This is a genomic window from Parablautia sp. Marseille-Q6255 (genome assembly GCF_951230155.1).
GTDB lineage: Bacteria > Bacillota > Clostridia > Lachnospirales > Lachnospiraceae > Choladousia.
This window is the reverse complement of record NZ_CATNVD010000005.1, coordinates 183,929-201,081: the sequence shown is the minus strand read 5'-3', so window position 1 is coordinate 201,081 and position 17,153 is coordinate 183,929. Positions and strand designations below refer to the sequence as shown.

Annotated in this window: 17 protein-coding genes and 1 pseudogene; all 18 read right to left on the bottom strand. The window is 42.4% G+C overall.

What is annotated here, in order from left to right:
• Positions 1-240: 240 nt before the first annotated feature.
• A complete protein-coding gene (locus tag QOX44_RS05530) occupies positions 241-1,146 on the bottom strand; it encodes a dihydrodipicolinate synthase family protein (RefSeq protein ID WP_283681927.1) in 906 nt (301 codons plus the stop codon).
• Positions 1,147-1,176: 30 nt separating this feature from the next.
• Positions 1,177-1,893: a FadR/GntR family transcriptional regulator gene (locus QOX44_RS05525; protein WP_283681926.1), complete on the bottom strand. Its 717-nt coding sequence runs from the start codon at positions 1,891-1,893 to the stop codon at positions 1,177-1,179.
• 173 nt (positions 1,894-2,066) lie between these two features.
• The gene (locus QOX44_RS05520; RefSeq protein ID WP_283681925.1) at positions 2,067-3,038 is read right to left on the bottom strand and encodes a phosphoglycerate dehydrogenase; all 972 of its coding nucleotides are present in this window, start codon (positions 3,036-3,038) and stop codon (positions 2,067-2,069) included.
• 17 nt (positions 3,039-3,055) lie between these two features.
• A pseudogene (locus tag QOX44_RS05515) lies at positions 3,056-3,436 on the bottom strand (ABC transporter permease); the annotation flags it as partial.
• Positions 3,437-3,724: 288 nt separating this feature from the next.
• Positions 3,725-4,876 (bottom strand): IS91 family transposase, encoded by a 1,152-nt coding sequence (locus QOX44_RS05510; protein ID WP_283681944.1) that lies wholly within the window; start codon positions 4,874-4,876, stop codon positions 3,725-3,727.
• On the bottom strand, positions 4,869-5,720 hold the full coding sequence (locus tag QOX44_RS05505) for a tyrosine-type recombinase/integrase (protein ID WP_283681924.1): 852 nt from the start codon (positions 5,718-5,720) through the stop codon (positions 4,869-4,871). The genes QOX44_RS05510 and QOX44_RS05505 overlap by 8 nt, the downstream gene beginning before the upstream one ends.
• Positions 5,721-5,939: 219 nt before the next feature.
• The gene (locus tag QOX44_RS05500) at positions 5,940-6,539 is read right to left on the bottom strand and encodes an ABC transporter permease (protein WP_283681923.1); all 600 of its coding nucleotides are present in this window, start codon (positions 6,537-6,539) and stop codon (positions 5,940-5,942) included.
• Entirely contained in the window at positions 6,539-7,507 is a 969-nt protein-coding gene (locus tag QOX44_RS05495) for an ABC transporter permease (RefSeq protein WP_283681922.1), read from the bottom strand. Before QOX44_RS05495 ends, QOX44_RS05500 begins: the two co-directional genes overlap by 1 nt.
• A 16-nt stretch (positions 7,508-7,523) precedes the next feature.
• The gene (locus QOX44_RS05490; protein ID WP_283681921.1) at positions 7,524-9,020 is read right to left on the bottom strand and encodes a sugar ABC transporter ATP-binding protein; all 1,497 of its coding nucleotides are present in this window, start codon (positions 9,018-9,020) and stop codon (positions 7,524-7,526) included.
• A 90-nt stretch (positions 9,021-9,110) separates the two neighbouring features.
• Positions 9,111-10,268: a substrate-binding domain-containing protein gene (locus tag QOX44_RS05485; RefSeq protein WP_283681920.1), complete on the bottom strand. Its 1,158-nt coding sequence runs from the start codon at positions 10,266-10,268 to the stop codon at positions 9,111-9,113.
• Positions 10,269-10,312: 44 nt separating this feature from the next.
• Entirely contained in the window at positions 10,313-11,488 is a 1,176-nt protein-coding gene (locus tag QOX44_RS05480) for a M24 family metallopeptidase (protein WP_283681919.1), read from the bottom strand.
• 303 nt (positions 11,489-11,791) lie between these two features.
• Complete coding sequence (locus QOX44_RS18065) at positions 11,792-11,941, bottom strand: hypothetical protein (RefSeq protein ID WP_331488328.1); 150 nt, start codon at positions 11,939-11,941, stop codon at positions 11,792-11,794.
• Positions 11,942-12,074: 133 nt separating this feature from the next.
• Positions 12,075-12,683, bottom strand: a complete 609-nt coding sequence (locus QOX44_RS05470) for an ABC-2 transporter permease (protein WP_283681918.1) — start codon at positions 12,681-12,683, stop codon at positions 12,075-12,077.
• Between the two features lie 31 nt (positions 12,684-12,714).
• Complete coding sequence (locus QOX44_RS05465) at positions 12,715-13,563, bottom strand: ABC transporter ATP-binding protein (RefSeq protein WP_283681917.1); 849 nt, start codon at positions 13,561-13,563, stop codon at positions 12,715-12,717.
• Between the two features lie 74 nt (positions 13,564-13,637).
• On the bottom strand, positions 13,638-14,012 hold the full coding sequence (locus QOX44_RS05460; protein WP_283681916.1) for a GntR family transcriptional regulator: 375 nt from the start codon (positions 14,010-14,012) through the stop codon (positions 13,638-13,640).
• Between the two features lie 191 nt (positions 14,013-14,203).
• Positions 14,204-14,461 carry a sensor histidine kinase gene (locus QOX44_RS05455; protein ID WP_283681915.1) on the bottom strand — a complete coding sequence of 86 codons (258 nt, stop codon included), beginning with the start codon at positions 14,459-14,461 and terminating at the stop codon, positions 14,204-14,206.
• Entirely contained in the window at positions 14,445-15,242 is a 798-nt protein-coding gene (locus tag QOX44_RS05450) for a class I SAM-dependent methyltransferase (protein ID WP_283681913.1), read from the bottom strand. Before QOX44_RS05450 ends, QOX44_RS05455 begins: the two co-directional genes overlap by 17 nt.
• Before the next feature lie 31 nt (positions 15,243-15,273).
• Positions 15,274-17,151, bottom strand: a complete 1,878-nt coding sequence (locus tag QOX44_RS05445; RefSeq protein WP_283681912.1) for an ABC transporter ATP-binding protein — start codon at positions 17,149-17,151, stop codon at positions 15,274-15,276.
• Positions 17,152-17,153 lie beyond the last annotated feature (2 nt).

Here is a 17,153-nt window from a genome sequence, read left to right as displayed (position 1 = left end):
GAGCTAAACTGTTTACGTCCATTCTTAGGACCTCCTGTGCTATTTTATTTGTGGTTTTGCAGACCCACTTTCATTTTAGCACAGGAGCTCATACTTATATCTAAAGATTCACCCTCCCCCTGCATAGCAGGGGGTTTATTTTTACCGTGACACAATAAAACGGGCCCTTCGCCCTACGGCGAAAGACCCTCTCCTCTTTTTATCCATACGCATCCTATATGACATACAGGAACCTAACTTTTAACAATAAACCTTTTTATACTCCAGACGTTTCATAGTTTCCAGAAGCTCTTTCTCCTGTTTTTCAGTCAGATTTTCCATCGGACGCCTCATTTTTGTTGTCTTAATAATCCCTTCCTCTCTCAATAGTACCTTATACGCTGCGATATTATTAATTTCACACATCGTTGCATTCAGGATGTTTGTACGTCTTTGATATTTAGTAGCCAAATCAAAATCTTTTCTTTGTATAGCATCCCATATAGCAGCGTAATGCTCTCTTATAATCATCGCATTTCCAGAAACAACTCCATCACCTCCCACAGCACAGAGAGCTTCAAAAAGATGATCCGGTCCTACAAGTACACTGAACTTCTGATTATTTACCATCATAAATTGCTGTAGCTTTGTGAAATCAGGAAAGCTGTATTTTATACCTATTACATTTGGACATTGTTTTACAACAGCCTCACACACCTGTGTATCTATATCATTTACTGCATTCTGCGGAATCGCGTACATATATACTGGAAAATCCGTTGATACGCTATTCGCTACTGCTGTATAAAAATCTATCATTCCCTGATTGCTTAATTTATAAAATACTGGTGTCACTACACCAATGCCATCTGCACCAATCTTCTCCGCATGCTGTGCAAGCTCTATCGTGTCCTTAAGATTCCATGCCCCTACATGTACAAATACCGGGATACGCTTCGCTGCATGGGCAACTGTTACCTCAGCAATTACCTTCCTTTCTTCCAACGTCAGATACATCATCTCCCCTGTCGTTCCACATGGATACAGACATTGAAGCTTTCCATCAATAACATAGTCCACTAAATTTTTTAATGATTCTACATCTATTGTATCTTCCTCTGTCAACGGTGTGACAATCGGGACAACTGTTCCATATAACTTCTGCATTTTACTATCTCCTTAATAATTTGCTGTAGTTTACTGCAAACTCTTTTTTACATTTTCAAGTGCTTTGTGTAAGTGTTCATACATCACCTGTTCCGCCTCTTTTGCATCGTGAGCAATCAACGCATCAAGGATTCTTCTGTGAAACTGCAAAGATTCTCCTATACTGTCCCGTGTACTTATGTCTCGGTCAAGAAACATAAATTTTTCAAAAACATTTTGCATTGCCTGAGACAGTACAACAAGAAGATTATTTCCTGATGCTCTAGCGATCACCATATGAAAATCCAGATCCACCTCACGGCGTTCCTGTACCGGTAAACTAGTATCCTCCAACCGATTAAGCAACCGCTCTAATTTTAAAATATACTTTTGTGTAATCTTTCCTGCTGCACGCCTACATGCCGCAGTCTCTATAATAATTCTGGTATCATAAATCTGCTCATAATCAATATTATCCAGAACGATCATTCTCTCAATAACATCTGAAAGATTATCTGCCTTAGGTCTCGTGACATAATTTCCTGAACCGTTTCGAGTCTCTACAAGCCCTCGCTCTTTTAAAATGTTTAGTGACTCTCTGACTACATTTTTACTGACACCAAATCTCGATGCAAGATTCTGTTCAGGCGGAAGTTTTTCGCTCGCCTCCCACTCCTCGCTTAAAATAATATCCTCCAGTCTGTCTGCGATTTGCTCTGACAGCTTCGCTCTGACGATAACAAAGTTTTTATCATTCATTGTTTCCATAACTTTGTCTCTCCTCACTGCTCCTATTTTTGTTTCACCGGTACATATAGGAATACCGCCAAACCAAATTTATCTTAGCACATTGTTCGACTTCCTGCTACAGAAAAATACCATAAATATCCTTTTCCCTATGGTATCAATATAAATCTTATTACCAGATCAGTCTCCTATTTTCAGTAATTGACACAATGTTCTGGTTGTTCACCTCTGACAACCCTTATAATATCCTGGGCAGTCGTCATGCTAACATTGTAATAGGATTCTTCTGTCTCCGCTCCTGTATGAGGTGTCAGAACAATATTCTCACATTGCAATATTGACGCATCTCGAGGAAGCGGTTCTAACTCAAATGCATCCAAAGCAGCTCCCGCAATCTGTCCATTCATAAGCGCTCTTGCAAGAGCATCCAAGTCTACCAACGCTCCTCTGGCCGGATTAATTAAAAAAGCTCCCTTTTTCATCATTGCAAAAGTTTCATCATCAAAAAAATGATATGTCTCTGGCGTTGCCGGAATATGAATACTTACAATATCACTGTTCGTAAGTACTACTTCTCGCGTTGTCATTTTCACTCCTAGTTCCTTTGCAACTTTTTCATCCGGATACAGATCAAAAGCCAGTACCTTAACATCAAAGCTTTGAAGTTTCTGAGCTACCAAACGGGCAATTGCCCCAAAACCAAGAAGCCCTACCGTTTTTCCTTTGATCTCATTTCCTATAGATCGTGGCCATTCTCCATTTTCCATTGCCTCGTGAAGTGGTGTCACACGTCTGAGCAAGTCCAGCATAAAAGCAATAGTCAATTCTGCTACTGCATTTGAATTTTGTCCTGGAGCATTCAGTGCTTTTACTCCGTATCTTTTAGCTAATTCGCCATCAATGTTATCAACACCGACTCCAAATTTGGCAACTGCTTTCAAATTTGGCAATGCTTTATATTTTTTTTCATCTCGAAAATCATCCATTCCAATCAATGCTGCAACAATATTATTTTTTTCCGGATGATTTTCAATTTCCTCTGTTGAATACGAAGGAAAGGGTTTATTCGGATCAAAAATAACACCTATACCGTTTTGTTCGAATAGATTCCAGGCATCTTTACATAATGTATCAAAATGGGATGCCGATACCAATACCTTCTGCATTTTACTTTCTCCTCATATCATAATTTTTGTGAGCGAGTAACTGAAATAACTACAGAAACCAGTACAATCAAACCATATGCCATTGTCTGTACTCCATAAGGCAGATTCAATGCAACAAGTATTCCAAGTAAAATCGTAATTGTTAAAGCTCCCGCAACTGTACCAAGATAATTTCCTTTTCCTCCTAACATGGAAGTGCCACCAATTGCTACCGCTGCAATGGATTGAAATTGATAAGTATCCCCCATTGCCAAATAGCAAGATCCTATCTTTCCTGCAAGCAACGCACCTGCAAGGCCTGCTGTCATACCACTGATTGCATATGCCAGAATAATCGTTCTGTTTACTTTTATACCTGAATATTTCGCCACAACCGGATTGTTACCAATCGCAAAAAGTTTGCGCCCAAATTCTTTAGGTTAGAATCGATGATGGGGTAAACGAAAAAGCAGTTTTGGCATTCCAGTGAACTGCCCCTTCGTTTACTCCATTTTCGATTTGACCTAATTGAACAAAGTGAGCGTCCGGGTAGTTGCTACCTATGGACTTTCAATCTTTTGTTCTTATCCATAATTATACAGGATTTCCTGTGCAGACGCTACAGAAATCAAGTGTTTTCAGATAAATAGGTACAACAATAAAACCTCAGGATTTTGAGGCTTAAAAACATATAAAAGATTTGGATTTTAACACCTTTGCGGTATTCTCAGTTGTGGTTTTCCAAGATGTCCACCGCAGGATTTACATACACAGATGTTTATCCCGTATAGCTGTTTCAGTATTTCCGGCATTTCCTTAGCCCTGAGCCTTGAAAGATATTTTTTACATCCGAGAAGATTCCGGCATAAAGTGAGTTTTTTGTGCTTGCTGCGGGAACATAGAAGTCCATAATGCCGGATCCTGACAAAACGTCTGGGTGGCACATGCATCAGAAAACGCCGTATAAATTCAATGCCGGAAAGGGTCAGTTCCTTCCATTGTCCTTCTTTCCGGTAATCCTTAACGGAAAAAGTAACATTTTCATCATCCATATGGATGATGCGGTGATTGCTGATAGCGATCCTATGGGTATACTTTCCAAGGTAATCAATCACAGATTGTGCACCGTTAAAAGTTTTCTTACAGTAAGGAACCCATTCTGCGTCATAACAGGAATCTATAAGTTCTTTGAATGCATAATGATTACGGTATTTTTCTGCTGTTCCATGAAACTCAAGCTGATCTGTATTCCAGAGATTTTTCAACTCATCCATATATTTCCCACGAAAGACTTTGGAGATAGCCCATATGGGGAGAAAAAACTCCGTACCATTGTCTTTCCACTCATTTTTCGGTGTCAGGCCGCCGCCAAGCAGTATCGTATGGATATGGGGATGAAAATTCATTTCTGAGCCCCATGTATGCAGGATGCAGATATAACCAACAGAAGCCCCAAGGTGCTTTGGGTCGGATGTCAGTTCCTGAATAGTAGTGGAAGTTGCATGATACAGCGTGTCATATAACAGTTTCTGGTTACTGTAAATGACCGGATTCAGAATGTCAGGGACTGTAAACACCAGATGGAAATAAGGTGCATCAAGTACATCTTCTCTGCGGGCATCCATCCACATTTCCTTTGGAACTGCCTGACACATGGGACAACAGCGGTTACGGCAGGAATTATAATGGATCTGGACAGCACCACAGTCTTCACATACACTGATATTTGCACCATAGGCTCCTGTTTTGCAGTTCAGGATGTTCCGGACAGCTTTTGCCTGTTCCGGGGATGGAGAATATTTTTCAAGGTATGCTGTATAAAAATGTCGGAAAATATCCTGGACGGTGGGTTTATTCATGGTCAGCACCTTCTTTCCTGTCAAAAGGGCTTTGAATGCCCATGAGGGATTTGTTGCTGACATGAAGATAAACTTCCGTAGATTTCGGGTCACGGTGTCCAAGCAGAGCTTGAATGTTCTGCCGTTCTATGCCTTGTTCCATCAAATGGGTTGCAAAGCTATGGCGGAGACAGTGAGGGGTTGCTGCCTTTGGAAGTTCTGCATCAGCTACTGCCCGTCGCATTACCTGTTCCAGAGTACTGACTGTTAGATAATTACCGGTAAATTTATTCGGAAACAGGATGCCACGGGGACGACCTTTCTCAAACCAGTATTGTGTAAGGATATCCAGACAACGTTTGGAGAGAATGGTATAACGGTCCATTCTATTCTTGGTATCCCGGACATGGATCTGCATATTTGAACGGGAGATATCGTCATAATGAAGATGGATCACTTCAGAAACTCTCATACCTGAGGAATACATGACTGCGAACATAGCCTTATATTTGATATCATCAACAGCATCTAACAGGCGGTCAATCTCAGAGGCAGTCAGTACAGTAGGAAGCTTATGTTCCAGGATCATACGTGGAACTGTGATGTCATCCCAAAGGATATGCAGGACATTTCGATAGAAAAAACGGATGGCAGAATTGTAAAGATTCAGAGTTGTGGCTTTCAGTCCTTCCTCTTTTTTCGCAAGCAAAAAAGCCCTGACATCCTGACAGGTAAGTTCTTTGGGATTCTTATTCTGATATTTCAGAAAGTAAGAAACATAGTTTTTATAGCAACTGATGGAACGTTCTTTGAGGTTACGGATTTTCCCGGCTTCTTCAAGCTGTTCTAAATATTTTTCATACATAATAAAATCCTCCATATAAAATCAGTAGTTATCCGAAACACTGCTTTATATGGAGGTGCATTTGGGTCATAAAACCGCTTGCCAACCAAGCGGAAGGGTGGTATTCTTTTCATAGGCAGTGGGAAGGTCGATCCTGTTTGATTGTTTCGTTGTGGTGACTTAACAATACTACTTTTAGGACTTGCTTTCCACTGTTTTGTTATAGGAAAAAGAAAATCGCTATGCCACAGCCTTGGCAGGCCATCGCGCAGCGATTTTGTTCAATTTCATTTTAAAAAGCATTACCATAACTACTCCTGTCAAAACAATCCATATGATAACAAGATACGGAATACCTCCCACATTTTTCTGCCCGATCATCTGTAAAAACTCTGGTGCCGACTGTCCCGGACTCCCCTGGGTCATTGCTACCAATACCCCCTGAAGAATGATATTCATACCAAGCGTCATAACAATAGCAGGCACCCTCAAACACGAAATGCAAAATCCGTTAATTGCCCCTAAGCCGAATGTGACTATTAACATTAATGGAAAGCCCCATACTAATTTTGCATCAGATGATCCAGTTAAATTGGAAACCATATATGCACCAATTGTCATCATCCACGCTACAGAAAGGTCAATTCCCCCTGTCAGGATAACCAGAGTTTGTCCAACTGCTACAATACCAATCAACGCTGATTCCAGAAAAACGGTCCGAATATGTGAAAGACTAGCAAAACCTGGCATATAAATAGAAAATCCAGCGAATAAAACAAACGCAATCAAATAACAAAAAATCACAGATTGATTTCTCTTTACTGCTGCTTTTATATTCATTATCCTATCAGCTCCTTTCTTTCATGACGAATTTCCGTTATAGTTGAAACTAGAACAGCCAAAATCAACAATGCTCCCTGAAATAATGTCGACCAGTAAGAAGAGGCTCCTGCAAATACAAGCAGATCATTGATTGCTTTAAAAACCAATACCCCAACAATTGTACCATACTGGCCGCCAATCCCACCCGTCAACAATGTGCCTCCGATTACTGTTGCTGCAATTGCCTGGTTAAAAAAACTTTCCCCAGCTGTTGGTGATCCTGTCGCTGTAACAGCTACCCGATACAAACCACACATTGCCGCAAATAATCCTGATGTTCCATATGCAAAATAATTTACTTTCTTCACTGAAATACCATTTAAGGATGCTGCGTGCAAATTGTTTCCCACCGCATATAATGAAATTCCAAGCCTTGTCCGTTTAAACCATGTCCACAAAACCAGACACATTACAATAATAATCAACGCTACTGAAAAATTTCCAAAAAAGCGATATGTAAGCGCTCTAATAAATCTTTGCGGAACATCACCACCATCCCTTGGAAGCACGAGATATGCAATTCCGCCACAAATATACCACGTTGCAAATGTAACAATAAAAGGTTGAATTTTAAATTTCTGAATTACAAATCCGTTAAAAAGTCCTACTCCAATGCCAATTGCCAAACACAATATGCTAACTGTTATCACAGATATCCAGCTATCCTGCATATATACAGCAGCTACACTACTGGTAATGCTGATTACTCCGGCAATTGACAGATCTATACCTCCTACTAACAAAACAAAGGTTTCTCCAATTGCCGCAAACAGTAATGTAATAGCTGATTCTGCTTTTAAACTGATCCAGCTCATTGTAAGCAAATTAGGCTGTAGCCAAAAAGTAATTATTTCGAGAACGATAAACAGTACAATAGAAACCTTTGCCGGTGATTTCCAAAATACTGATTCTTTTATTTTCTTCATCTGTCTCCCTCCTAACCTAAACTGCTTTTTCTCCGACAGACACGCGGATAATATTCTCTCTGCTGATCAGTTCTTTATCCAGCCTGCCCGTTATTGTTCCATTATTCATAACAATAACACTATTACAAATATTCACTAATTCTTCCGCATCTGTTGAATAAAACAAAATTGCCTTTCCCTCTTTGGCAAATTGTTTTGTGATGTTAAACATTTCTTTTTTCGTCCCAACATCTACACCTCTTGTAATATCGTACATTAGGATAATGTCAGGCTCTGTTGCTATCTCCTTTGCCAAAACAACTTTTTGCTGATTTCCTCCACTTAGTGTTCCTGTCAAAGTTTCAGGCGATTCCGCTTTTATAGAAAGTACCCTCATTCCTTTTTCCACAATTTCATTTTCTTTTTGCTTTGACAAAAATAACCCTTTTGAAATTTTATCCAAACACGGCAAGACTATATTTTCTCGTATACTTTGCTTTAAGACGATCCCCTGTACGCCTCTTTCTTCAGGAATCAATGCAATTTTCTCAGCCATTGCCTTGGTTGTGCTGTTTAGCTTGACAAGTTTGCCTTTGATTTCGATCTCGCCTTTATAGGGCATCAGCCCGAACAAACACTGAAACAGTTCTGCCTGCCCCTGTCCTGCCAGACCTCCGACTCCCAGAATCTCTCCTGCCCTTATATCCAGATTAATTTTACGCAGCAAATGTCCGCAATTGACATTCTTCATCGATACAACTACCGTCTCATTTTGTGTAAAATTTTCCTTAACCGGATAGTAACCTCCAATTTCCCGCCCTAGCATTAATGAAACAAGTTGGTCTGAATCTGCCTCTCCCATTTTTAAGTCAGCTACGTCTGAACCTGCTCGATATACAATAACTCTGTTGCACAATGCTCGTATTTCATCCAGACGATGAGAAATAAAAATAATCACCTTTTTTTCTCGCGCGAGGCGACGTATAATATCCATCAGCCACTTTGCATTTTTTTCAGAAAGAGCGGAGGTTGCTTCATCAAAAATGATGATATCCCCATCTCTATTAAGTGCTTTTAATATTTCCAAAACTTGTTTCTGTGATAAAGATAATTTTTTTATTTTCGTCCGCGGATCCATTGGCTCCAGCTCATACTTTTTAAATAATTCAATTGTCTTCTTTTCAAGCTTTCTATAATCCACTCTGTGCATTGCATTCGTCTCATAAAAACCAAGAAAAAGATTTTCTGCAATCGTAAGCTCTGGAACAAGACTCAGCTCCTGATATACTGCACAAATTTTCTGTTCAATTGCATCCTTTGTACTTGTAATATTAAGTTTCTTCCCTTCAAAATATATCTCCCCGGAATCCGGTCTATATTCGCCACACAATGTTTTTATCAGAGTGCTTTTACCAGCTCCATTCTCTCCCAGCAGAGCAACAATATCGCCTCTATTCGCATTAAAATTTGCATGATCCAGAGCCTTTACTCCTGGAAAAGACTTACATACATTCCTCATTTCAAAATCAGCCATATTTATTCCCCGACTTTCTAAAAATACAGAAGGGCTATCAAATCAATAGCCCCACTATATTTTTGCTATTACTAAATCATAAAGTCTGTTTTATTCCTCTCCAATCAAAACACTCATCGGAATATCAATACCAAAATCACTATTAACTGCCGGCCAAATCATTTCATCTGGAGCATCGTTAAAGAAATTTACCCCCTCTTCTGCCTGCTCAATCACAACATCTGAAAATTCTCCCATATCATAGCCTGTAGATGTCGCCACAAACGCGCAGTCCAGTACAGAAAACTCTTCCATTTCCTCGCCATCCAAAATACGAATTGCATAATTTAAAGCATTTGCACTCAGTCCGGCATAATACGCATTAATAATACCTTCTGATCCAGATGCAGCCAAAGCTTTTAAATTTCCATTATATCCTCCTCCACAACTTACTGGAATATCCAGGCCAGCTTTATCAAATGCATTAATAACTGCAGAAACATATCCCTGCGTTGTTACTGCATCAATGTTTTCATTGGCTGCAATAATGCTGGAAAGTGCCTGCTCCCCTTTTGCAGGATCATAATCATCCTGATAAGATGCTACAATATTAATATTTTCATAGGATTCAAATACTTCTTTACTTGCATTATATTCAAGCTCAGCCTCTGCTGCACCCTGAAGTCCCTCACAGAGAACAACGTTTCCTTCCTCTCCAATTGCACCCGCCATCCATGTAGAAAGGATTCTGTAATTTCTGTCTCCATCAAAGCTGATATGATAAACATTATCCGATGACACCGAAGCTGGCTGGTCAAAAACTACCACCAAAATTCCCGAATCTGCTGCCCTTTGAATTGCTTGATTAACACCTGTCTCAGATGCCGGATCAACCAAAATCGCATCATATCCTTGTGCTGACAGTGCATCAATTGATGCAGACTGAGATTCTGCATCATTTTCACAGTTTACAATTGTCAGTTCACATCGGTTCACATACGGCTCTTGTGAAGCCACATATTCCGCTATAGCTTCCATCTGCTGCCGCCAATCATTCCCCATATAAGAATTGCTCAATGCAATTTTATATTTTTCGCCTTCCGGGTTAATCTTATCCGTATCTGTCTCACTACTATCTGCAGCACTCTCTTCTGCATTTGCAGTTTCAGTAACTGCTTCGGTTTCTTCAGCAGTTACATTCATACTGCCAAATAATGATCCCCCAACCATTGTTGCACAAAGTAACCCTGATACAAACTTTCTTTTCATTTCAATACCTCCATCTTTTTTATGTATTTGGTAAGCTCCTTAGCTTAATCCCGTAATGAAATCCCCCACGGAAATTTATTGAGTGCAACTGCCCCATTTGATGTTACATGAAGCATTCGTTCCAGTCTTACACCCGTCTTTCCAGCCTTTCCTGTATACATCTGTGGTTCAATACAAACCACCATATGTTCTTCCAATATAGAATCATCCACATAGGTAAATCTCGGTAATTCATTTACACTACATCCAATCTGATGCCCTTGATAACTGCAAAATGTTAATTCGTGTTTTTTATACTGCCTCTCCATAATGCAATTTATCTCCCGAAAAGTTCTACCAGGATAAATTGCTTCTGCGCCTGCTTCATATGCATCTTTAACTGCCTCAAAATATCTAAGCTGTTCTTCGTCCGGTTTCGTCCAAAACACTACTGAATTTGAACAATCTGCCCAATATCCATTTACTCTCGGGCTTATATCCATAATAGCAATGTCTCCTTTTTTCACTTTTCTACAAGTTGGTCCGAGCGGATAGTCACTAAGACCCGTATTAGGACCTGTAACCAGTTCTCCGACAAACGGCGTTAGAACGCCTGCTGCATGAGACGCTGCTTTCTGAACTTCAAACCAAATGTCCATTTCTGTATAGTTTCCTTCGTTTTGTGCAATCTCACACAATTTTTCCTGTGCCGCATCTGCAACCCTCGCTGCCTCTGACAGACCATTGATTTCTTCTGGACTTTTCAGATATCTTCCTGCTGCAAGAATCTGTTCTGCACTTTCCAGTGTACATTCTGGAAAACATTTTTTTATAGTTGCAAGCGTACGCATTATCGTAAAATTGGGTTCAACCCCGATTACTGGTTTACATTTTCCTGCCGCTGCTTCATCCAGTACCACCATTAATACTTTTTCATAATTATTCTCTACATCATTTTTTTCCAAGTGTGTAAAAGAACGCCATAACGCAGTATTTATAAGCCCAGCACGTACAAGCTTATTTTTGTATAAATCGGATGCGACCACATGAACTTTTTCCTGATTCACATCTATGATGGCTATAACCATTGGAAGACCATTTGATACATCCCCCATCCAGGCAGGCCAAAATGGAACATCAAAATCACTAACATATCGTATATTGGCCGGATTTGTCAGAACCGCAAGATCCATTCCCTTTTCCTTCATTATTTTAATTACCTTTTGTAATTGTATTTTCATCTTATCACCTTCCTTCTTTAACTCCTTATCACCTGTAGTACAGCAATAATATCACGATTTATCAATTGTGTCTATTCTACATATTCAACGAATTTCGCAATACATTTTTGTGTATTTTTCACATTTTATATTTATTTTTATTTTTCCTTTATCGGGTAGGAGGTAACTAATTATTTCATTTACCGTCTTCCCGCACCACCTAGCATACCGTTCGGTACTAGGCAGTTTACTTTGGCTGACTGTGTCAAAGAACTTTTCCAATTCCATATCCACCACATATACATAGCCGTCATTTACATTCCTTTAGCATTGTCTGAGAGCATCACGTGCCTCTCTCTTTGGTCTGAAACCAAACCTGTTCTCTTGTTTGGCAGCCTTATCCTTAACTGTAGCCTCATGTGTTTCCTGTCCGTCAGACCAGAGATTTGCCCCTTCCTTTAGATTCGCAATCACCCACGCCCCCCTTGGTCTTGGCTGTATCATTCCCACTATCAGCGACGTGCGCCGCAAGGCGCACCTAAAAAAAGACATAATCTTTCGACTATGTCTTTTTCTCTCACAAGTTTATTTACTTTTTTTATATTTTTCACAGCTCTTTCTTTTTATACATCCGGTAGCTGATCCATACTGATAATGGCAGGAAGATCAGCAGCAGAACCGGCGAGAGGAAGATTGCATTTTCCAGCATCCGCGGCGGTATCTTCTGAAATACGCTCTGTCCCAGGAACAGCACCAGCATGGCAGGAAGCAGAAGGATGACAAACATCATGAGCCGTCCTTTTTCCACACCAAATCGGAAAATGACCGGGAGAATGCACTCTGTAATAAACAGTCCCATTGCGATCCACGATGCTGCCAGTCCAAACGCCTCCCTGACCAAGATACCCGAAAATATATTAACCGGTATCATTACTGCTGCCACCAAAAGGACTCCCCCGACTGCCAGAACGTATTTCGACCAGACGAGTTCCCGGATACCAAATGGCATAGTAAGCGCGTACTTATCCCAACCCGCACGCTCATCATACGCATATGCTGTGACAGAAAGCATCACGGCAAAGATCGCCATTACCATGCCAAGAAATGACATATCGCCCTGCCTGACTCCGATCACTGCATAGAACACAAGTATGATCGCATAAAACCGCAGCTGCTGTTTCAGATTCATCAGATCCTTATATAGTAAACTCTTCATATCCATTCCTCCTCATCCTGAAAGCCCTGTACTATCTGTCATTTTTCTTTACATGATAGAGCATGATGTCCTCAATCGTTGCCGCATCCTGGAGCAGCCCTTCCGGTACCGCGCTGCGGCGCACAAGCGCCTCCACACCAAAGCTGTTTCTGCGTATGCCTGCTATCGCAGCCGGGTCCACAGCCTGCAGCTCCTCACCGCTGCATTTTAAGACGGAATATGTCTCGAGAAGGCGGCTTTTCTCTTCGCTGAATATCAGCTTTCCTTCATGCAGAAACGTAATATAATCGCATATCTTTTCCAGATCGCTGATAATGTGGGATGAGATCAGAATGCTGTTCTTTTCATCCTGAATATAATCCAGAAAAATATCAAGGATCTCGTCTCTTACGATCGGATCCAGTCCGCTTGTCGCTTCATCTAAAATCAGCAGACGGCTGTCGTGTGACAGCGCCACTGCGATCGTAAGCTTCATCTTCATTCCCCGTGAACAGTCCTTCACCCGCTTCCCCGACGACAGGCCGAACTTTTTCTGATAGCGCTGAAATTTGTCCGCATCCCAGGTTCGATAGCAGTGCTTCATCATCTTTCCGATCTCCTCTATCCGCATACACTCCGGGAAATTACATTCATCCATCACTACTCCGACTTTCTCCTTCAGCGCCCTGCTCTCTGTAGTGAGAGTCTCTCCCAGCACGCGGATCTGTCCGCTGTCTTTTTTTACAAGATCAAGGATCAGCTTGATCGTTGTGCTCTTTCCTGCCCCATTTTCTCCGATCAGTCCCATGATGCACCCTGTCGGAAGTGCGAAATTAATATGATCCAGAGAAAATCCCGGATACTGTTTACTTACGTCTCTGATTTCAAGTGCATACTCCATATGATCCTCCCATCCCGTCAGCCCGGGTCTGATAATAAAATGCCGCTGCCGCTCTGACAGCCTGCCGCCTGTCTTTATTCTCCCTGATAGACCAGCTCCAGCATATCTTTTAGCTCCTCCAGTCCAAGCCCGCAGCCAACAGACAGCTCCACGATTTTCTGCATATGCGCTTCAATCCTCCGAAGCTGCTCTTCGCGGACAAATTCCAGATTCTTTTTGGCAACGTAGCTGCCCTTTCCCGGAACAGATACAATAAATCCTTCCCGCTCCAGCTCTTCATACGCGCGTTTCGTTGTGATCACACTGATGCGCAGCTCCTTCGCCAGAAAACGCATAGAAGGAAGTGCATCGCCCTCGCACAGCTCTCCCGCTATGATCTTTGCCTTTATCTGCGAAGTAATCTGATCATAGATCGGCTGTCCGCTTGAATTACTGATACTGATGTTCAAGTCTGCTCCTCCTCTGTATCTATTTTGCAATACTGTATATATATATTATATACAGTATTATCATTCTGTCAAGATATCTTTTTATCGTCAGTGAACAGGGGGCAACTATGCAAAAGAAAAAGACAATCAACTTCTTATCTGAAGTCAACTGTCTTTCCTGATCTCTGATTCAATTTTTGAAAGGGAGCTTCCTATACACAGTCCATACTTCCCCGCAGGGTGAGCGTAAGCACAAGCTGCTTTCCTGACTGCGTTTCCTCGTACGAAGCCTCCAGATTCCCGCCCATACCCTGCGCAAGATGACGGCTGATCGTAAGGCCCAGCCCTGATCCTCCCTTACTTCTGGACTCCTCCTGCATGTAAAACCGGTCAAACAGCCTCGCAGGATCTCCGATCCTTTGTGCGGCTTCGATATCATTCTGTCTCCTTTTATTATTTTTCGCATACACACAGCAAATGGTTCGTCATCCCGAGAAATTCCGGTTTCTCGCAAATATAAAAATGGTATTTCAGATACTGCGCATAGTTCTCATCGTCCATTTCATTGATCTTCTCCTCAAGCAGCTCACTTGCTCCATCTGCCGCCACGGTGTGCAAAAGGCGCAGCCCTGATCCTTCCATGATCCTGCGGCACTGATCAACCGTATAAAAAACAAACGGGAAGTTCTCTAAAACAAACGTTTCCTTATCGTAATCTCCGGTCACAAAATAATCCTGACGGTACATAAACTCTGTCAGCAAAACCATATCATTCGTAATAAAAGCAAAAAAGATCTTGCCGCCCCTTTTGCAGACGCGCTTTGCCTCTGCAATACATCGGCTGCGATCCTCTCTGCTGTGCAGATGGTACAGCGGTCCAAGCACAAGGACAACATCAAACGACTCATCCCCGTACCTGCTCAGATCGACTGCATTTCCCTGTACGAGCTCGATTGGGTCTTTTTTGCAGAGCTTTTTCCGGAAGGTCTCGATATTCCGGTCTGCCAGTTCCAGAGCACAGACCTCATACCCTCTGCGCGCAAAATACAGACTGTACTCCCCCGCTCCGGCGCCTATATCAAGAATCCTCATACCGGGCGTCAGATACTTCTCAATGTAGCGCACCGTCGTCAGGAATTCTACCCGCGCCGCTCTGGAGTGGTTCAGCCGCGTATCCTCATTAAATACCTGATAGATCGCCTGTATCTGCTGTGTTTCATCCTTTATTTCGTGTATATCGGTAAAATTCATATATCTTCCTCCCTCGTTATATTCTTTTATTTTATTGCTGCAAAAGCTTCCCATAGTACATGTCCTGAAACATCCCTTCCTGACGGAGCAGCTCCTCATAGGTGCCTGCCTGCGCGATCGCCCCGTTGTCTACAACGATGATCCGGTCTGCATTCTTTAATGTGGTAAGCCTGTGCGCAATTGAGATCACAGTCATGCCATTTTCTTTCATCAGCTGCTCTATTTCTCTTTGGATCAGTCTCTCCGAAGTATTATCCAGAGCTGAGGTTGCCTCATCTAAAATGAGAATTTCCGGTTTACGCAGAAAAATCCTTGCGAGTGCGATGCGCTGTCTCTGGCCGCCGGAAAGATTGCCGCCACCCTCCGCGATCACAGTATCCAGTCTGTCCGGCAGGCTGTCCACAAACTCAGAAAGGCACGCTTTTCTGACTGCCAGCTCTGCTTCCTTACGCTCCGGGCGCACCTTCAGTCCATAACAGATATTGTCATATATCGTACCCGCAACCAAAAACGGACTCTGCGGAACAAGCGCGATCAGATCAGAAAGCTCCTGCCTGGAAAAGAGCCGGAGATTTTTCCCATTGATCCAGATTTCTCCTTCATAGTCCTCCAGTCTGCATATCGCTTTTATCAGCGAAGATTTTCCACACCCGCTCGGACCGGCGATCCCCAAAAACATGCCCCGCTGTATAGAAAGATCCGTGTTATGCAGCACAAGCTTGTTTTTGTCATAGGAAAAATGCAGATTTCTGATCTCTATGGCGCCGTGTGACTCTATCGTATGGTGCTCTGCCGGAAGCTGCGGACATTCATAGGAAAAATCACACGGGATTTCAGCCAGAGAAAAGAAATCCTCTGCCAAAACCATACTTTCTGACAGCTCATCAAGAATCCGGTGCAGCTCCTCCAGCGGTCTCAGCAGCTGAGTAAAGCAAAGATATGAGGTAAGCACATCGCCTACGCTGATCCTGTTTTTTGTCGCGAGCCATACGGAGATCCCGATCATCAAAACAGTGAAAACCGCCTCATTCATGAATTTCAGGCAGTCATATTTTGCCATCTGTACATGGTGGCGCATCTCCTTTTTTCTTAAAAGCTCTGATTTTCTGTCAAACCGCTCCCCTTCCAGCACAACACTGTCCGTGATCCTTATGACCTCTATTCCGTTTAACAGCTCTACAACCGAACCATCCATCGCCGCCTTTGTCTCCAGAAGCTCCACACGGATTCCCCGCTGCGTGCTGATCTGCCGGAACACAACAGCCATCCCGATCGGCACAACAAGCAGCATCGGAAGCGCAAGCACGACCGGCAATGTAGTGACGATCACGAGAATCGCCGCAATGCTGTTGAACACCGCAGGCGCCAGGTCCATAAAAACAAGCTTTTCCAGCTTGACCGTCCCGTCCAGGCACCGGTTCAGCCTTCCATGGATATTTCCAGTCATATTTTCCCTGAAAAAAGATAACGGAGCGCGCAGCAAAGACAGGATCACCAGTCCTCTTGCCTTCTTTTCTGTTTTCGTCGCCACATCCTCTACCATAAGCCTGCGGCCTATTTTCAAAAGCTCATTCAGGACATTTACCGCCAATATCACAGCCAGTACCGGAAGAATATCCCAGAAAACGATCCCGCTCCGCCTGAGAATATCATCTGTCAGCCAGCCGATCGCCTTGGGCGTAAACTGGGTAAGCGCCGCTGAAGCAGCCATGATCAGAAGAATCCCGGCAAACGCCTGCTTCTGCCTTCGCTCCAGCAAATCGTATATTTTTTGAGCAACTTTTTTAAATCTGGTATATTCCTTCACACAATCTCCCTTTCTCCCTCCGGTTTTCATGACTGTCACGTAGTAATACCAATCATCATACCGCAGCGCAGCCGCTTTTTCAACTGCGGATAGTAAGTACATCC

What these genes read in the sequence shown, in the direction of transcription:
- QOX44_RS05530 (WP_283681927.1), bottom strand. Translation starts at nt 1,146, where the DNA reads ATGCAGAAGTTATATGGAACAGTTGTCCCGATTGTCACACCGTTGACA.
- QOX44_RS05525 (WP_283681926.1), bottom strand. Translation starts at nt 1,893, where the DNA reads ATGGAAACAATGAATGATAAAAACTTTGTTATCGTCAGAGCGAAGCTG.
- QOX44_RS05520 (WP_283681925.1), bottom strand. Translation starts at nt 3,038, where the DNA reads ATGCAGAAGGTATTGGTATCGGCATCCCATTTTGATACATTATGTAAA.
- QOX44_RS05510 (WP_283681944.1), bottom strand. Translation starts at nt 4,876, where the DNA reads ATGAATAAACCCACCGTCCAGGATATTTTCCGACATTTTTATACAGCA.
- QOX44_RS05505 (WP_283681924.1), bottom strand. Translation starts at nt 5,720, where the DNA reads ATGTATGAAAAATATTTAGAACAGCTTGAAGAAGCCGGGAAAATCCGT.
- QOX44_RS05500 (WP_283681923.1), bottom strand. Translation starts at nt 6,539, where the DNA reads ATGAATATAAAAGCAGCAGTAAAGAGAAATCAATCTGTGATTTTTTGT.
- QOX44_RS05495 (WP_283681922.1), bottom strand. Translation starts at nt 7,507, where the DNA reads ATGAAGAAAATAAAAGAATCAGTATTTTGGAAATCACCGGCAAAGGTT.
- QOX44_RS05490 (WP_283681921.1), bottom strand. Translation starts at nt 9,020, where the DNA reads ATGGCTGATTTTGAAATGAGGAATGTATGTAAGTCTTTTCCAGGAGTA.
- QOX44_RS05485 (WP_283681920.1), bottom strand. Translation starts at nt 10,268, where the DNA reads ATGAAAAGAAAGTTTGTATCAGGGTTACTTTGTGCAACAATGGTTGGG.
- QOX44_RS05480 (WP_283681919.1), bottom strand. Translation starts at nt 11,488, where the DNA reads ATGAAAATACAATTACAAAAGGTAATTAAAATAATGAAGGAAAAGGGA.
- QOX44_RS05470 (WP_283681918.1), bottom strand. Translation starts at nt 12,683, where the DNA reads ATGAAGAGTTTACTATATAAGGATCTGATGAATCTGAAACAGCAGCTG.
- QOX44_RS05465 (WP_283681917.1), bottom strand. Translation starts at nt 13,563, where the DNA reads ATGGAGTATGCACTTGAAATCAGAGACGTAAGTAAACAGTATCCGGGA.
- QOX44_RS05450 (WP_283681913.1), bottom strand. Translation starts at nt 15,242, where the DNA reads ATGAATTTTACCGATATACACGAAATAAAGGATGAAACACAGCAGATA.
- QOX44_RS05445 (WP_283681912.1), bottom strand. Translation starts at nt 17,151, where the DNA reads ATGTACTTACTATCCGCAGTTGAAAAAGCGGCTGCGCTGCGGTATGAT.